Annotated in this window: 16 protein-coding genes; 12 read left to right on the top strand and 4 right to left on the bottom strand. The window is 66.6% G+C overall.

What is annotated here, in order from left to right:
• The first annotated feature begins 18 nt into the window (after positions 1-18).
• The 7 genes from AC5P65_RS10425 to AC5P65_RS10455 all read left to right on the top strand — a co-directional run bounded on the left by AC5P65_RS10425 (position 19) and on the right by AC5P65_RS10455 (position 6,189).
• A complete protein-coding gene (locus AC5P65_RS10425; RefSeq protein WP_180832459.1) occupies positions 19-1,371 on the top strand; it encodes a TFIIB-type zinc ribbon-containing protein in 1,353 nt (450 codons plus the stop codon).
• Entirely contained in the window at positions 1,368-1,625 is a 258-nt protein-coding gene (locus tag AC5P65_RS10430; protein WP_005409784.1) for a hypothetical protein, read from the top strand. The genes AC5P65_RS10425 and AC5P65_RS10430 overlap by 4 nt, the downstream gene beginning before the upstream one ends.
• Positions 1,626-1,834: 209 nt before the next feature.
• Positions 1,835-2,419, top strand: a complete 585-nt coding sequence (locus AC5P65_RS10435) for an AprI/Inh family metalloprotease inhibitor (RefSeq protein WP_021202346.1) — start codon at positions 1,835-1,837, stop codon at positions 2,417-2,419.
• Positions 2,420-2,488: 69 nt separating this feature from the next.
• Complete coding sequence (locus tag AC5P65_RS10440; RefSeq protein ID WP_111098495.1) at positions 2,489-3,448, top strand: cation diffusion facilitator family transporter; 960 nt, start codon at positions 2,489-2,491, stop codon at positions 3,446-3,448.
• Positions 3,449-3,520: 72 nt separating this feature from the next.
• A complete protein-coding gene (locus AC5P65_RS10445; protein ID WP_026346997.1) occupies positions 3,521-4,156 on the top strand; it encodes a DNA-3-methyladenine glycosylase in 636 nt (211 codons plus the stop codon).
• Positions 4,156-4,350 (top strand): hypothetical protein, encoded by a 195-nt coding sequence (locus AC5P65_RS10450; protein ID WP_019659790.1) that lies wholly within the window; start codon positions 4,156-4,158, stop codon positions 4,348-4,350. Before AC5P65_RS10445 ends, AC5P65_RS10450 begins: the two co-directional genes overlap by 1 nt.
• A 120-nt stretch (positions 4,351-4,470) precedes the next feature.
• A complete protein-coding gene (locus AC5P65_RS10455; protein WP_021202344.1) occupies positions 4,471-6,189 on the top strand; it encodes a sensor domain-containing diguanylate cyclase in 1,719 nt (572 codons plus the stop codon).
• Here the strand turns inward: AC5P65_RS10455 and xth are convergent, their stop codons facing one another.
• Positions 6,190-6,981 (bottom strand): exodeoxyribonuclease III, encoded by a 792-nt coding sequence (gene xth / locus AC5P65_RS10460; RefSeq protein ID WP_495215560.1) that lies wholly within the window; start codon positions 6,979-6,981, stop codon positions 6,190-6,192.
• 113 nt (positions 6,982-7,094) lie between these two features.
• On the opposite strand from xth, the gene AC5P65_RS10465 reads away from it, so the two are divergent.
• A complete protein-coding gene (locus AC5P65_RS10465; RefSeq protein ID WP_495215561.1) occupies positions 7,095-8,729 on the top strand; it encodes an alpha-amylase family glycosyl hydrolase in 1,635 nt (544 codons plus the stop codon).
• Here AC5P65_RS10465 and AC5P65_RS10470 read toward each other — a convergent pair.
• Positions 8,699-9,685, bottom strand: coding sequence for a TIGR03885 family FMN-dependent LLM class oxidoreductase (locus AC5P65_RS10470; protein ID WP_495215562.1), 987 nt, complete (start codon positions 9,683-9,685; stop codon positions 8,699-8,701). The two genes, AC5P65_RS10465 and AC5P65_RS10470, sit on opposite strands and share 31 nt — an antisense overlap.
• A 59-nt stretch (positions 9,686-9,744) precedes the next feature.
• Here AC5P65_RS10470 and AC5P65_RS10475 point away from each other — a divergent pair, with 59 nt between their 5' ends.
• From AC5P65_RS10475 to AC5P65_RS10485, 3 genes are all read left to right on the top strand, one after another.
• The gene (locus AC5P65_RS10475; protein ID WP_111101918.1) at positions 9,745-10,128 is read left to right on the top strand and encodes a sensory rhodopsin transducer; all 384 of its coding nucleotides are present in this window, start codon (positions 9,745-9,747) and stop codon (positions 10,126-10,128) included.
• Between the two features lie 100 nt (positions 10,129-10,228).
• Positions 10,229-11,095 (top strand): glucose 1-dehydrogenase, encoded by an 867-nt coding sequence (locus AC5P65_RS10480; RefSeq protein WP_111098500.1) that lies wholly within the window; start codon positions 10,229-10,231, stop codon positions 11,093-11,095.
• Positions 11,096-11,101: 6 nt separating this feature from the next.
• Complete coding sequence (locus AC5P65_RS10485; protein WP_111098501.1) at positions 11,102-11,695, top strand: mechanosensitive ion channel domain-containing protein; 594 nt, start codon at positions 11,102-11,104, stop codon at positions 11,693-11,695.
• Between the two features lie 253 nt (positions 11,696-11,948).
• Here AC5P65_RS10485 and AC5P65_RS10490 read toward each other — a convergent pair whose 3' ends face one another.
• Together AC5P65_RS10490 and AC5P65_RS10495 are read right to left on the bottom strand one after the other, a co-directional pair.
• Complete coding sequence (locus tag AC5P65_RS10490; RefSeq protein WP_241744960.1) at positions 11,949-13,061, bottom strand: DNA glycosylase AlkZ-like family protein; 1,113 nt, start codon at positions 13,059-13,061, stop codon at positions 11,949-11,951.
• 12 nt (positions 13,062-13,073) lie between these two features.
• The gene (locus AC5P65_RS10495) at positions 13,074-13,676 is read right to left on the bottom strand and encodes a TetR/AcrR family transcriptional regulator (protein WP_111101915.1); all 603 of its coding nucleotides are present in this window, start codon (positions 13,674-13,676) and stop codon (positions 13,074-13,076) included.
• A 239-nt stretch (positions 13,677-13,915) separates the two neighbouring features.
• Here AC5P65_RS10495 and AC5P65_RS10500 point away from each other — a divergent pair, with 239 nt between their 5' ends.
• Positions 13,916-16,111: a TonB-dependent receptor gene (locus tag AC5P65_RS10500; protein WP_180832465.1), complete on the top strand. Its 2,196-nt coding sequence runs from the start codon at positions 13,916-13,918 to the stop codon at positions 16,109-16,111.
• The last annotated feature ends 1 nt before the right edge of the window (position 16,112 follow it).

The following is a 16,112-nucleotide window of genomic DNA, read 5'->3' on the forward strand; positions in this document are numbered from 1 at the left end:
GCAGAACGCACAACCCACATGTCCGATCCCAGAAACGGCCCACCGCCGCTGCCCGGATCCGTGCCCGCGACGCCGCCGCCCCTGCCGGCGGCGTCGTTGGATGGGCCCGGTTCGCCGCAGGACGTCCCTCCCCTGCCCGGCAGCTTCCCGCTGGACACGCCGACTCTGCCACAGGCCATCCGCGATGAAGTGGAAGCGCCCGATCCTGTGGCCATCGATACCTCGGCCAGCGAGCTGAAAGACGGTCTCAACCGCTGCCCGAAGTGCGGCGCCACCGACATCCGGCCCAAGGCCGGCACCGATATCCTGGTCTGCCTGTACTGCCGTCACGAATGGCATGGCGCGCGCGTGGAGGAGGAATTCGGGCTGGGCGAGGCCATCGACCAGCTGCGCGGTACGGTCATCGCCTCCGGCGCGCGTGACATCGACGCCGACACCTCGGCGTTGATGACGTTCAAGTGCACCGGCTGCGGTGCCGAGGTCACGGTCAATACCGAAAGCACGATGACGGCGCGCTGCCACTGGTGCCGCCACGTCTTCGGCGTCAACGAACAGATCAGCAATGGCGCCGTGCCCGATGCGGTGTTGCCCTTCCACATCAAGAAGGACGATGCGGTCGCGCGCATCCGCCAGTTCGTCGACAAGCGCCGGATGTTCGCGCTGAAAGCGTTCAAGGACCAGTTCACCCCGGAAAACGTGGTGGGCGTGTTCCTCCCCTACATGATCGTCGACAGCAATGTAAGCGCGGCCGTGGCCGGCAAGGGCGAGATCAAGACGCGCGAGTACACGGTGGGCAGCGAGAAGAACAAGCGCACCCTCTACGACGCCGATGTCTACCAGGTCGAACGCCAGGTCGATTTCACCGTTGATGACCTGCCCCTGGAATCCTCGGCCGAGCGCGGCAATCTGGATACCCGGGCCAACACCAACAACATCATCAACACCATCCTGCCATTCGACACCAAGAACGCGGTGAAATGGAACGCTTCGTACCTGGCCGGCTTCACCTCTGAAAAACGCAATCTCGACGTGGAAAAGCTGCGGCCGCGGCTGGAAGACCAGCTTCTGTCGATTGCCCGCGCACAGGTGGAAGGTTCGGTGAGGCGCTACAACCGTGGCGTGCGTTGGGAACAGGAACAGCTGGAGGTGCATGGAACGCGCTGGGTGTCGATGTACCTGCCGGTGTGGTTGTACTCGTATCACCAGCCCGGAAAGAACGGCGGCATGTTGCACTACATCGCGGTGAACGGCCGTACCGGCGAAACCATGGGCAGCGTGCCCGTGCAGCAATGGAAGATGCTGCTGGCGGCACTGGCCACCGGCACCATCATTGAAGCCCTCGCAATTGCCTTCCTGGTAGCATCGACATGAGCGACGACAGTGGACTCTGGCTGTTGGCGGCAGGTCCAGCCGGCGCGACCGCGCTGTACTGGGCGCTGTACCGCTATTACCGCAACACCGACAAATCGCATTCCTTCGAGCACGAGACCGAAATCGAGGCACAGCCCGTGACCGGTTCGGACCAGCAGGTGGGCCGGGTCACCGGCACCGAGGAAAAGCGCATCCGCGGTGACAACGTGTACGAGTACCGGAAACGGGTGGTAAGGGTGAAACCCGACCCGTAGCGCCAAGCCATGCCTGGCTGCGGGAGGTGCCGGCCGCGGGCCGGCATTCCTTCGGCTCTGGGCGTCAAAGGGGAGCCGGCCAGCGGCCGGCACTACCCTTCAGCGGACAGCACCTGTCCTTGGCTGGCTTGCCTCAGGGCGCGCCCTCACACCGTCTCCCACCCCACCGGTTCGATGCTCGCGCGATCCACCCTTCCGAGGATCCTGCGATGGCTGCTCTGCTTGCCCGTAGCTGCCTGTCGGCGCTGTACTTCCTGGCCCTGCCCGCCCTTGCCCAGGACGCTTCGTCCGGCTTCGGCGAACAGACCACCCACACCGACCAGACCACGCAATCCAGCAGCACCCAGACCCAGACCAGTGGTTCGATGACCACGCAGACCACCACCAGTGGCAGCTCCCAGTCCGAGTCGCGCACCGAAAGCAAGGAGATCGACGTGGGCTTCGGTTTCCACGACGACAACGACGACTGGAACCATGACCGCCACCGCGGCGACCGCGATGTGCGCGACAGCGATCTGTTCGGCAGCTGGACGCTGGGCCAGGAGAACGGCAGCACCTGCACCATCGAGCTGAAGAACAGTGAGTGGTTCGGTGGCTACAGCGCCTACGTGCCTGCCGGCTGCCCGGACGGCTTCTTCTCGGCCAACCGCTGGGTACTGTCGGGCAACCAGCTGCTGCTGACCGATACCAGCAATACGGTGTATGGGCGTTTCCGCGCGTCGGGCAGCGGGCGCTGGTCGGGGTTCCGCGAGTCGGATGGAGCCAGGCTTTATCTCAATCCCAGGGGCCGTTGACCGCGACGTGCACGCGATGGGCACGGGCAGACCGCGAAGATCAGCCGTCTACCGTGCCCCGCTGCTGACATGTCCGCTCCCACCGGTTCCCGCCTTGTCATCTATGCCGCGCTCGCGGGCAACCTCGCCATTGCGATCGCCAAGTTCATCGCCGCCGGTATCTCCGGCAGCTCGGCCATGCTCAGCGAAGGCGTGCATTCGCTGGTCGACACCCTCAACGAGGTGCTGCTGCTGTACGGGCTGCGCCGCGCCGGCAAGGCGCCGGACCCGGTACATCCGTTCGGCTATGGCCGCGAACTGTACTTCTGGAGCTTCATCGTCGCCCTGCTGGTGTTCGCTGCCGGCGCCGGTGTGTCGGCCTACGAAGGTATCCAGCACATCCGCCAGCCGGAGCCGGCCACCAACCACGCGTTGAGCTACAGCGTGCTGGGCATCTCCATCCTGTTCGAGGGTGCCTCCTGGTGGGTGGCGCTGCGCGAGTTCCGGCGTACCAAGGGCAAGCTTGGCTACTTCGAAGCCTTCCGCCGCAGCAAGGATCCTTCCACCTTTACCGTGCTGCTGGAGGATAGCGCGGCCCTGCTGGGCCTGGGTTTCGCACTGATCGGGCTCGTGGCCGCACAGATCCTGGACATGCCGGTGCTTGATGGTGTGGCGTCGCTGTGCATCGCGGGCGTGCTTGCCGCCACCGCCTTTCTCCTCGCACGCGAAACCAAGGGACTGCTGGTGGGTGAGCCGGCCCACCCGGCGGTGGCCGATCGGATCATGGCCGTGGCGGAAACCGATCCAGACCTGCGCCGCGCCAATGGCGTGACCACCATGCAGATGGGCCCGGAACAGGTCGTGGCCATGCTCAGCGCCGAGTTCGAGGATGACCGGCGGACCCCGCAGATCGAAGCCTGCATCACCCGCATCGAAACGGCGGTGAAGCGCGAGTATCCGGAACTGGTGGCACTGTTCATCAAGCCACAGACGCCGGAGGTCTATGCCGCACGGAGAGCCGCACTGGCCGCCGGTCCTGCGCAGCAATGACACTGCGTCTGCGCCCGTTTCACCTGCCTGATGCCACAGTGCCATCACCGTTTGCCCGAGCCTGCCTCTACCGTGCCGGATTGGTTGCCTGCCTCTCTTCAGATCCTCCCGCGCAGCTTCTACCGGCGCCCGCCCGTCGAGGTTGCGCCCGAGCTGCTCAACAAGCTCCTGGTCCGTGACGATGGCCGGGCCGGTCGCATCGTTGAAGTCGAAGCCTACGCGGGCAGTGTCGATCCGGCCGCACACTCCTATCGCGGGCAGACGCCGCGCACGGCCAGCATGTTCGGTGAGGCCGGCCACCTGTATGTCTATTTCACCTACGGGATGCACTGGGGCAGCAACGTTGTCTGCGGCGAAGTGGGTGAAGGCGTGGCGGTGCTGCTGCGGGCCATCGAGCCGCTGGTGGGCCTGGAGCGCATGCGCGAACTGCGCCCCGCTGCGCGCCGCGACCACGATCTGGCCAGCGGGCCCGGCAAGCTCTCGCAGGCCTTCGGGCTGGACCGCAGCTTCGACGGCGCTGATCTGGTGACCGGCAACCACGGCATTGTCATCGTCAGCGACGGCGTGCCGCCGCCGGAGGATCCAGTGGTCGGGCCCCGCATCGGCATCACCCGCGCTGTTGATTTCCCCTGGCGTTGGCACGTCCGTGATCATCGTCACGTATCGATACAGCCACGCCGCGCTCTCTCCCCGGCGAGGAAACGATGATGACCCCGCTCGACAAACCGCTGCGACGCGAACTGGACATCGATGGCCAGCCCTACACCCTCATCGTGGACCCCGAAGGACTGAAGCTGGTTGAAAAGGGGCGCCGCAAGGGCATCACGCTGCGCTGGCAGGACCTGGTGTCCGGTGATGCCGCGCTGGCTACCGCCTTGCAGGCATCGCTCCGGCAACACTGAGTCGGCGCGCGCGCCTCACGCCGGCATCACCCTGCCATGGCGATACATAACGCCGCACGCACTACCGTGATCCAAGACAGCCGCCGCAACCGCCCTCGCCACCCAGCCCTGAAAAGCGCCATGGACGAAGCCGAACGACTGCTCGAAATCGAACGACTGCACCTGTTGGATACGCCCCCGGAGCCGGTGTTCGATGCCATCGTCGCCGCCGCCCGCGCCGCGACTGGCCTGACGATGGGCCTGATCACCGTGGTGGCCGAAGACCGCCAGTGGTTCAAGGCCAACATCGGCCTTGAGGGCGTCAGCGAGACGGCTCGCGAAATTTCCTTCTGCACCCATGCCATACGCCAGGACGAGCTGTTCGAGATACCCGATGCGCGCCAGGATCCACGTTTCTCCACCAATCCGCTGGTGACAGGTGGGCCGCGCATCCGCCACTACGCTGGCATCCCCCTGGGCTCGGCGCACGGCGCACGTATCGGCACGCTGTGCCTGCTCGACCCGATGCCCGGCGTGCTGTCCCCCTCCCAGCGCGAACTGATGGTGCATCTGGCGCGGGTCACCACCCAGGTGCTGGAACAGCGCAGTACCCTGATGGCGCAGGTGGGCCAGGCGAAAGCGCTGCAACGCGAGCTGAAACGCAGCGAAGACTTCCTGGAGCGCACCAACCGCGCGGCGCGGGTGGGCGGCTGGGAGATGGACCTGGTCACCAACGAAGTGCGCTGGACCCGCGAGACCAAGCAGTTGCACGGCGTGCGCAGCAACTTTGAACCGACGCTCGACACCGCGCTGTCGTTCTATCGCGAAGACAGCCGCAACATCATCCGCGCGGCAGTGCAGCGTTGCATCGACGAAGGCACGTCCTGGGAGGTGCAGCTGCCAATGACGACCGCCGACGGGCGCGCGATCTGGACCCGGGTGGTCGGCAGCCGGCAACAGGTCGACGGCCATCCGCGCCTGGTCGGGGCCATCCAGGACATCACGGACGAGCGGGCCGCGCTCGACGCGCTGGAAGCCAGCGAAACCCGCTACCGGCGACTGTTCCACTACAGCCTGGGCCTGATCTGCACCCACACGCTGGACGGGACATTGACCTCGGTGAATCCGGCGGCGGTGCAGTCGCTGGGCTTCGAGGAAAGCCAGATGATCGGGCGCAGCCTGTGTGACCTGATGCCACCGGAAAAGCGCGAGGGCTTCAAGGCCTACCTCGCCCGGATCCAGGCAAACCACACCGACGCTGGCGTGATCGAGCTGATTGCCGCCGATGGTACGCGCCACTACTGGGCGTACCACAACGTGCTCGACAACGAAGCCAGCCCGCCCTACGTGCTGGGGCATGCGCAGGACGTCACCGCGCTGAGGATGCAGGAGCAGCAGCTGCGCGACATGTCCTTCAAGGATCCGCTCACGCAGTGCTACAACCGGCGTTACCTGCACCGGCTGGATGAACTGATTGACGAGCGCTGGGCGTGCGTGATGTTCGATCTGGACCATTTCAAGCACATCAACGACACCCAGGGCCACCGCCGTGGCGATGCCGTGCTGGTCGAGTTCGCCACCTTCCTGCGCTCGCCGCTGGGCAAGGACGAGACCGTGGTACGGCTGGGTGGCGACGAGTTCATGGTGGTGCTGGTCGCGCCCGAAAATGGCCGGTTGAGCGAACTGGAACACTGGTACCAGGACCACGCCGCGCTCTCGCCCAGCGCGTTCTCGATGGGTGCGGCCATCAACACGCCCGGCGAACCCGTGGCCGACACCATCCAGAAGGCGGACAGCCGCCTGTACCGCACCCGCGCGCGGGTACGCCGCGAGCGGCGCGAAGACCCGGCCGCACGCTGATCACGCCCTGACCGTCACCCAGGCTGGCGCGTGGTCGCTGGACTTTTCCTGCAGTCGTACCCAGCGGTCGACGCCGGCATCCTTCAGTCGCTCCGCCAGTATCGGATTCAACAGCAGATGATCGATGCGCAGCCCACGGTCGCGCTCGGCATGTTGGCGGAAATAGTCCCAGAAGGTGTAGATCGTGGCGTCGCCGTGCACCTTTCGCAGCGCATCGGTCCAGCCCTGCGCGAGCAGCCGCTCGAAGGCATCGCGAACCTCGGGCTGGAACAGCGCATCGCGGCGCCAGGCCTTGGGGTCGTAGACGTCGGCTTCGTTGGGAATCACGTTGAAATCACCCAGCAGCAGCGCCGGGTGCGGCAGCTCGACCAGGCTGCGCGCATGCCGGATCAGGCGTTCCATCCAGCGTAGCTTGTAGTCGAACTTCGGCCCGGGCTGCGGGTTGCCGTTGGGCAGGTAGAGGGCACCCACGATGACGCCGTGCACCGCTGCCTCAAGGTAGCGACTCTGCGTATCCTTGGGTTCGCCCGGCAATCGTCGGCGGCTCTCGACCGGCATGGTGCCCCGGGCCAGCAGCGCCACGCCGTTCCAGCGCGCCTCACCCTGCCAGAGTGCACCGTAGCCGGCCTCTTCCAATGCCGCAGCGGGAAACGCGGCGTCGGTGGCCTTCAGTTCCTGCAGGGCAACCACGTCCGGCGATTCCCTGTGCAGCCAGTCCAGCAGCTGCGGCAGGCGTGTGCCGATGCCGTTGACGTTGAACGTCGCAATACGAAGCGTTTTGCGGCGGGGCATGGATAAAGGTTCCTCGACGCAGCGGGACGAGCATTCACTCTGCGCGCCCAGGCATGCAGGGACCGTGGATGCCACGTCATGATGCGGTGCCGTCCGGTTCACGGACCGCTGCCATGTCGCGCAGCAGGCTGGTCACCCTTGAACGGTGCTGGAGCGGCCCAATGGCGGTGCGTCCGCTGCGTGCGATCTACCAGGTCGACCCCTACCTCTTCCGCGACAGCAATGGGCGCGGCTGGGGCACTCTGGATGGCATCACCGAAAAGCTGGACTACCTGCAGTGGCTCGGTGTCAGCCACCTGTGGCTGCTGCCGTTCTACTGCAACGCCGGCCGTGACGGTGGCTACGATGTCACCGATCACTACCGCATCGATCCACGCCTGGGTGACGAGGCGGCGTTCCAGCGCCTGGTCGATGCTGCCGCCGCACGCGACATCGGCATCATCGTCGAGCTGGTGATGCAGCACACTGCCAGCGCTCACCCGTGGTTCGTCGCCGCGCAGCGCGGCGACCCGGCCTGGCGCCGCTGGTACCTGTGGAGCGACCACGTGCCCGACGATGGCCTGAAGCCGATGTTCCCGCCGATCGAGGCGTCTGCCTGGACCTGGAACGCCGAGGCCGGCGCGTTCAACCGGCATATGCTCTACCGGCACGAGCCAGACCTGGAGCTGGCCCATGCGCCAGTACGCGACGAACTGCTGCGGGTGATGACGTTCTGGATGCAGCGCGGCGTGGCCGGCTTCCGCGTGGACGCGGTGCCGTACATGGCCGAGCGCGCGCGACACGCCGACCCCCGCGACGACGGGCTGTGGCTGCTGGAGGAAATGCGCGCCACGGCAGACGCGCAGCAGCCAGGCCTGCCGCTGATCGGCGAAGCGGACGTCCCCGCGTCGCGCTACGGTGACTTCCTCTGCCAGGGCCGGCGGCTTTCGCACCTGCTGGATTTCCACCTCAACAATCATTTCTTCCTGGCCCTGGCGCGCGGCGACGCCAGCGAAGTGGCCCGGGTCATGGCCGAATACGGACCGCAGGCGCCGCCGCACACCCGCATCGCCTGGCTGCGCAACAACGATGAGCTTGACCTGGAGCAGCTGGAGCCGGACGAGCGCGAAGCGGTGATGGGACGCTTCGCCCCTGAGCGTGGCATGCGAATCTATGGCCGTGGCATCCGCCGCCGGCTGGCACCGATGCTGGAGGGCGACATCGCATGGCAGGGTATGGCTTGGGCGGCATTGCTGTCGCTGGGCCAGGTACCGGTGATCCGCTACGGCGAAGAGATCGGCCTCGGTGACTGCCTGGAGCTGCCAGAGCGCAATGCCGTGCGCATGCCGATGCACTGGCACGGTGGACCAGCGGCGGGGTTTACCGATCAACCGCGGCATGCCTGGCGCGCACCACCGGCAGACGGCCCGTACGGTTACCGCACGGTGAACGTCGAGGCGCAACGCACGACGCCAGGTTCACTGCTGCTGCGGGTGCGCGAGCTGCTGCAGCAGCGCAATGCACATCCCGTGCTGCAGCAGGGTCCTCACACGCTCGACCCGCCATCTCCCGCGCTGCTGATGCTCCGCTACGGTGAGGCACCCCATCAGGCACTGGCACTGATCAACTTCGGCGACGAGCCGGTCGAGGTGGACGTGCCCCTGCGCGGTCCGTTGAACACGCTGGTGGGCCAAGGCGCCAAGCTGCAGGATCGCCGCTGTTACCTGCAAGGCCATGGCTATACGTGGCTGGCCGCCGAGGGTGCCTGAGTGCGCGGCGCAGGCAGTACGTGCTCGGCGAAATCATCGATGAAGCGTTCCTGCTCGCGGTTCACGTTGTGCAGGTAGATGCGATCGAAGCCCAGTCCCTGCAGCTCCTGCAGCCAGGCCCGATGCTGGCCCAGGTCTGCCGAGACATGCACGTGCTGGCGCACCACCTCGGCGCTGACCGATCGGGCCTGTGCTTCGAACTGTTCGGGCTGGTCCAGCCCTTCGGCCAGTTCCGGCGGCAGCACGTTGGCGCTCCACTGCTCCATCGCACCTTCCAGCGCCGCCTGTTCGGCGCGCGCGTAGGACAGCTTGGCCTGCAGGTACATCGGCTTGCCCCTGCCACCGCCGTCCTCGAACGCCGCCACCACACGCCGCAACTGCGCCAGTGGCTGGCTGATGGTGATCAGGCCATCGGCCCAGCCCCCTATCCAGCGTGCAGTTTCCTCGGTGACGGCCGCCCCCAGCAGCGGCAGGGGAAGCGCCGGGCGACTGTAGAGCCGTGCCTGGCGCACCCGGAAGCCACCGTCGTGGTCGACCTGCTCGCCGCCCCACAGCCGCCGCATCACCTCGGCCGCATCGCGCAGTGCCTTCTGCCGCTCGCGCTTGGCTGGCCACGGCTGGCCAGTGATGCGCTCGTTCAGGGCCTCGCCGGTACCCAGCGCCAGCCAGATCCGGCCCGGCGCCAACTGCTCCAGCGTCGCCGCTGCCTGTGCCACCAATGCCGGGTGCTGGCGCAGCATCGGGCAGGTCACCATGCCCAGGGTCAATGCGCTCTGCACCGCCAGCGCGCCGGCCCATACCCAGCTGTGGCCGGACTGCCCTTGCGCGGTCGTCCACGGGTGGAAGTGGTCCGAGCACATCAAAGCCTCGAATCCCGCCTGTTCGGCGCGCAGTGCCATGCCCAGCAAAGTGGCGGGCGGGAACTGCTCATGCGATGCGTGGTAGCCGATGGTCATCACGGATTCCGTGCGGGGACTGGACACGATGGCAACACCCGCCGGGCTAAAACGGCGTCATGGAAACGAACGCTTCCTGCATCGGGCATCGACGCTGGGCTATCCCCGAAGGCTACATTCCAGCCTGGAGCAACGGACCGTCACCGGAGATGCAGAGTCACGAAACCTGCTGTGTCCTCAATGCCGGCAACGAGGACGCGCATGTCACCCTGACCCTCTACTTCGAAGACCGAGATCCCGTGGGCCCGTACCGGGTCACCGTGCCGGCACGACGCACTTGTCACCTGCGCTTCAATGACCTGCAGGATCCGGCGCCGGTACCGCGCGGCACCGGCTTCGCTACCCTCGTCGAATCCGACCAGCCGATCATCGTGCAGCACACGCGACTGGATTCGCGTCAACCGGCCAACAGCATCATGACCACCATCGCCCATCCGCTGTGAAGTCCTGCGCGCACACATCCACGCCGCAACGACACCGCGCCCTCCGGCCGTTTACCGCCATGGAGGGACACTGGCCCCGGTTTCCTTCCGGAGAGTGACGATGGCCCTGCCCGACTACCCACACCCGCCCTTCCCGGCCCAACAGCAATCCTTCCCCGGCAAGACCGCGCAGATGCAGCCCCGGCCGGACCACGGCGAGGACAGCTACCGCGGGCATGGACTGCTGCAGGGCAAGAAGGCACTGATCACTGGCGGTGACAGCGGCATCGGCGCGGCGGTGGCAATCGCGTTCGCGCGCGAAGGCGCCGACGTTGCCATCGCGTTCCTCGATGGTGAGCAGGACGATGCCCGCCATGTGCAGCAGCAGATCGAACAGGCCGGGCGCAAGGCCGTGCTGGTGCCCTGTGACATCAGCGACCCGGCACAGGCGCGCTCGCTCGTGGACCGCGTGGCCAGCGAACTGGACGGTCTCGATATCCTGGTCAACAACGCGGCGTACCAGCGCTACTACGAGCACTTCGACGACATCACCCTGGATGACTGGAAGCGGACGTTCGATACCAATGTGCATGCCGTGTTCAATCTGACCCGGCTGTGCGTGCCACACCTGCGCGGTGGCGGTGCGATCATCAACACCGCGTCGGTCAACTCCAAACGGCCGACGCCCAACATCCTTCCCTATTCTGCAACCAAAGGTGCCGTCGCCAACCTGACGCTGGGGCTGGCCGGCCTGCTGGCCGAGCATCAGATCCGCGTCAATGCCGTGCTGCCCGGCCCGATCTGGACGCCGTTCATTCCCGCAGGCATGGCCGCCGAAGAGGTCGAACAGTTCGGCGCGCAGACGCCATTCGGCCGCCCCGGGCAGCCGGCCGAGCTGGCCTCGGCCTATGTGATGCTGGCTTCGGACACCGCCAGCTACACCTCCGGTGCACTGCTGACCATCTCCGGCGGCGCGGCAACACTGTGACCCCTCATGGCCGGATTGCCCGCCTGGATCCAGGATTGGCTGACCGTGGTTGTGCCGGTGGCCGAGGTGCTGGCCATCCTCGGCGTCGCGTGGGTGATGGTGCGCGCCCTGGCGTGGCTGCTGGTGCAGGCCCGGCAGCGCGGCAGGCTGGCTCCAGAGCTTCATGTGGGCCTGCGCCGCGGCGGTGCATTGCTGCTGTATCTGGCGGCCGCGCTGCTGATACTGGAGCGGCTGGGCGTTTCGCGCTCGGTGCTGTGGACCGCGCTGACCGGGTTCATGGCGGTCGGTGCGGTGGCGTTCTTTGCAGCGTGGAGCGTGTTGTCCAACCTGTTCTGTTCGTTCCTGATCGTGGCTACGCGCCCGTTCCGCATCAACGACACGATCGAAGTGCTGGAAAGCGTGGACAAGCCGGGCCTGTGCGGCCAGGTGGTGGACATCAACCTGATCTACACCACGCTGAGTGATCGTGGCGAAGGCGCGCGCGGTTGCCTGCTGCGCGTGCCCAACTCTCTGTTCTTCCAGCGCATCACCCGGCACTGGGGTGACGGCGGGTATTCCCAGCTGCCGGGAGGCGTGCCAATCAAAGGCAAGGCGCGCTGAGTAGCTGTAGAGCCGAGCGCATGCTCGGCTTGCTGCGTGCAGCGCTCGGTGCAGCGAGACCTGAACGGAGTGCAGCCGAGCGCGGGTTCGGCTCTACAGGTGCCATAGCGGGCGGCCCTATTCCGCCGTCAATGCCAAGATAGGGTCCAGCTGTGCAGCACTGTGTGCCGGGAACTAGCCGAAGCCCAGCCCGATCACAGACGAACACACCAACGCGGCCAGCACCAGATCGGCACCCATGCGCCGCTTGGCGCTACAGGAACTCCGCCATGCGTTGCAGCTCTTCGTCCAGCGCGCCACGAAACACCTTGTCGCGGGCCAGCGACTTGCCGGCATAACCCACGTTCGACACCAGCTCACCCTCGCGCACGCTGAGATTGGCCCAGCCCACCACCTGGTCGTGCCACAACACCGGCAGTGCGTAGTAGCCGTACTGGCGTTTCGGCGCAGGCGTGTACGCTTCGAACTTGTAGACCCAATCCCACAGCAACTCGAAACGGCGGCGGTCCCACACCACCGGGTCGAACGGCGCCAGCAGGCGCACCTGCTCGTCTGGCGCGTGCCTGCGCGAGCGTGGATTCTCGTCTGCCGGCCAGTACCAGGTGGTGCCTTCCAGCGTGCAGCTGGCCAGCTGCTGCTTGGCCAGCGCCAATGCCTTGCGGGTCTGCTCGGCCAGATGCGGTGCACCATAGCCCAGCAGGCGCACCAGATAGGTCAGGCTGGCCGACGGCAGCGGCGCGTATTTGCGCACCACCAGGTCGATCAGGGCGGCGGCGCGCTCGATCTGCGCTTGTTCGCTGGCATCTGGCTCGGCATGCGCGGCCACTGCATAGATGCGGGTGCCACTGTCGCGCCGCTGTACGCGCAGCAGGCCGCGGTAGTGCATGCCGTCCAGCAGGTGCGTGCTGGCATTGCTGGTGCCGCCCCAGTAGTTGGTCACCCGGCCATGCGCAAACGCCTGGTCAACCTCACGGGGGTGCACACTGCCGCGCTCGCGCACGAACGCCAGCACCTCGGCCGCGCGGCGATGGGTCTCGGCGTCCCACTCGCGCTTGGCCGCGCGCGGGTGCATCAGTGCCAGATGCTCGCGCGGCAGGAAGCCGTAGTTCACCAGGCAATCCTCTTCCACCGGCAGGCGGGTATACCGGCGCTCAAGATCGCCTGCGCGATAGCCCTTCACCCGGTGGCGCAGGGTCAGGTCCTGCGCGCGCGCCGGTGCCCTGATCGGGTCGGCCTGCACGAAGCCCAGGCGCCGGATCGCGGTCAGCAGCGTGGTCGGCTTGAACAGGGTGCGCGCCACCGCGTAGCGGCGAAGGTCATCGAGAGTGGGCGTGGCAGGCATGGCCGCATTGTAGAGCCACGCCATGCGTGGATGGGGTCACGGCAATCCGTCCCCGTCGTCCGCATCCAACAACTGCAACGACCCGATCACCAGCGCCCGCATGCCCTGCTTGAACTCGGTGATCACCTGCCCCTCCTCGTCATCCGCAATCGCGTAGATGGTGTCGGCGCCGGCGATGCAGTAGAACGCGATCGTGGCCAGCAGCCAGCGCGCCTTGTCCACCGGCAGGCCGAACACCTCGGCCACGTGGGCCTGGTGCGAGGCGATCTTTTCCAGCATCGGTGCGGTCGCCACCGTGCGCCGCAGCAGGTACGGGGGCAGCCCGGGATGCGCCTTCACCACCTCGCACAGTGACTCCACGAACACCGTCAGGTAGCCCTGCAGGCCACCCGCCGCATCGGCCGAGGCGCGGGGGATCTGCCAGCGCTGGAACACGGCTTCGGCCACCAGCCGCTTCAACGCCTCCAGGTTGGCCACGCGCTTGTACAGCGCCGCCTGGGTCACCGCCAGTTCGGCGGCCACGTTGGCCATGGTCAGGTTGGGCAGGCCCAGACGGATGCCGATGTCGGCCAGGCGCTCCGGGGTGATGGTGGGCGGGCGGCCACGGGCCGCCGCCAGGGTCTCAGGGTGCATGTTCATACCGTAGCGAGGGTGCCAGCAAAGGGACCCTCTTGTCCGCTTCATATGATTTAGTTTAATTTACTCAACTAATTAGGAACGCGTGTGGTTCGCAACCCCGCCGCCGTCCGCAATCGAGCCCATGGCTCACTTCCCGCCAGGTCCCCACCCAGCCGACAACCCTGCGCTGCGCCCTCCCCCGTGCTTGCCGTCGGCAGCGCGCCAGGCGCGCTCGCACCTGCGATTCACAGGAACCTGGCATGACCGTGCACCACCTTTCCTCTCCGCTGCAGCGTGCAGCGGCCGCCGCGACCCGCGCGCAGATGCATCCGCCAATGGCCCGGCGCTACCGGGTGTCGGCCTTGGCGCTGGGGCTGCTGGCCTCGTTTGCCGCGCTGGCCGACTCCGCGCCGTCCACCCTGCCCTCGGTGCAGGTGCAGGAACAGCGCCGGGTCACTGCAGACTATGCGGGCGGGCAAGTGGCCGCCGGCAGCCGCGTCGGCCTGCTCGGCGACAAGGACTTCATGGACACGCCGTTCAGCACGATCAGCTACACCGAGTCGTTCATCCGCGACCGCCAGGCCAAGGACCTGACCGACGTCATCGCCGCCACCGACCCCAACGTCTTCAGCAACGGCGTCACCGGTTCGTGGAGCGAGAACTACGCGATCCGCGGCTTCGCCTCCAGCACCAGCGATACCACCTTCAATGGCCTCAGCGGCATGGCGCCCTACTACCGCACTTCGCCGGAAATGTTCGAACGCATCGAGGTGCTGAAAGGCCCCTCCGCGCTGCTCAACGGCATGCCGCCGGGCGGCTCGGTCGGTGGCAGCGTCAACCTGGTCCCCAAGCGTGCCGGTGATCAACCGCTGCTGCGGGTCAGTGCCAACTTCGCCTCCGATGCGCAGTTTGGCACCCATGTGGATGTGGGGCGTCGCCTGGGCTCGAACAAGCAGTTCGGCATCCGCTTCAACGGCGCCTGGCGTGATGGTGACGGCGCAGTCGGCAAGCAGCGCAAGAAAGTACAGCTCGGTTCGCTGGCACTGGACTGGCGCGGCGAACGTGCGCGGCTGTCGGCGGATCTGTACAGCGCCGATGACCGTGTTGACGGCCCGGCACGTGGCGTCGGCCTGGCACCGGGCGTCGCCATTCCGCGGCCGCCGCGTGGCGATACGCTGATCAACCCGGACTGGGCCTACGTGGACAGCCAGGACAAGGGCGCGATGCTGCGCGGCGAACTGGACATCAACGATAGCCTGATGGCTTACCTGGCCTACGGCAGCAGCAGGACCGACTACCGCTACAACGGCTCGATCAGCGCGCAGATCCTCAATCCAGCCGGCGACTTCACCACAGTGATCGGCCAGCTCGCCTTCGATATCAGGAAGCAGTCCGCAGATGTCGGCCTGCGTGGCTCGTTCCACACCGGCAGCATCGGCCATCAATGGGCTGCCAATGTGACCCACTACCAGCACACTCAGAACGACTATGGCCGCCGCAGCGTGCCTGGCTGGGACTGGACCACCAACCTCTACAACCCAATGTGGGGCCCGGCCGCGCCGTTCGTAGCGCCGCACATCTCGCATACCGAACTGCGGCTGGACAGCATCGGCTTCGCCGACACCTTGTCCTTCGCCGATGAGCGCGTGCAGTTGACGCTCGGCGTGCGCCGCCAGCAGGTGGTCAGCGAGACCTTCAGCGTGGCCACGGGCGCACGCACTTCACGCTACGACGAGAGCGCCACCACCCCGGCTGCGGCGCTGCTGCTGAAGGCCACCGACACGATCTCCCTCTACACCAACTACATCGAAGGCCTCAGCCAGGGCGCCACCGCGCCGATGACCGCTACCAATGCCGGTGATGTGTTCGCACCGTTCCGCACCAAGCAGAAGGAGCTGGGCCTGAAGCTGGACCTGGGCACCTTCGCGCACACCTTCAGCGTGTATGAAATCAAGCGACCGAGCAGCTACACCGACCCGGTCACGAATATCTTCTCGTTCGGTGGCGAGCAACGAAACCGCGGCGTGGAATGGGGCTTCTTCGGTGCACCGATGGACGGCGTGCGCCTGCTCGGCGGCGTGGCCTATGTGCAGCCGAAGCTGACCCGCACGGCCGGTGGCGTGAATGAAGGACGCATTGCCACCGCGGTGGCGCAGCGGCAGGCCAAGCTCGGTGTGGAATGGGATGTGCCGACCTTGCAGGGCCTCACTTTGACCGGCAATGCCATGGCGATGTCGAAGCAGTACATCAGTGCCGACAACAGTCTGTCGGTACCGGGGCGGACGTTGTTCGACGTGGGCGCGCGCTACAGCACCACACTGGCCGGCAGGCCGCTGGCGCTGCGCGCCACGGTGAACAACGTGACCAACAAGGCGTACTGGGGCATGCCGTTGCTTTCCAGTCTGGCGCTGGGAGCGCCGAGAACAGTCTTGTTGTCGGCGACGATGGATTTCTGAG

This window comes from Stenotrophomonas sp. YJH_SMC_48-3 (assembly GCF_059369375.1).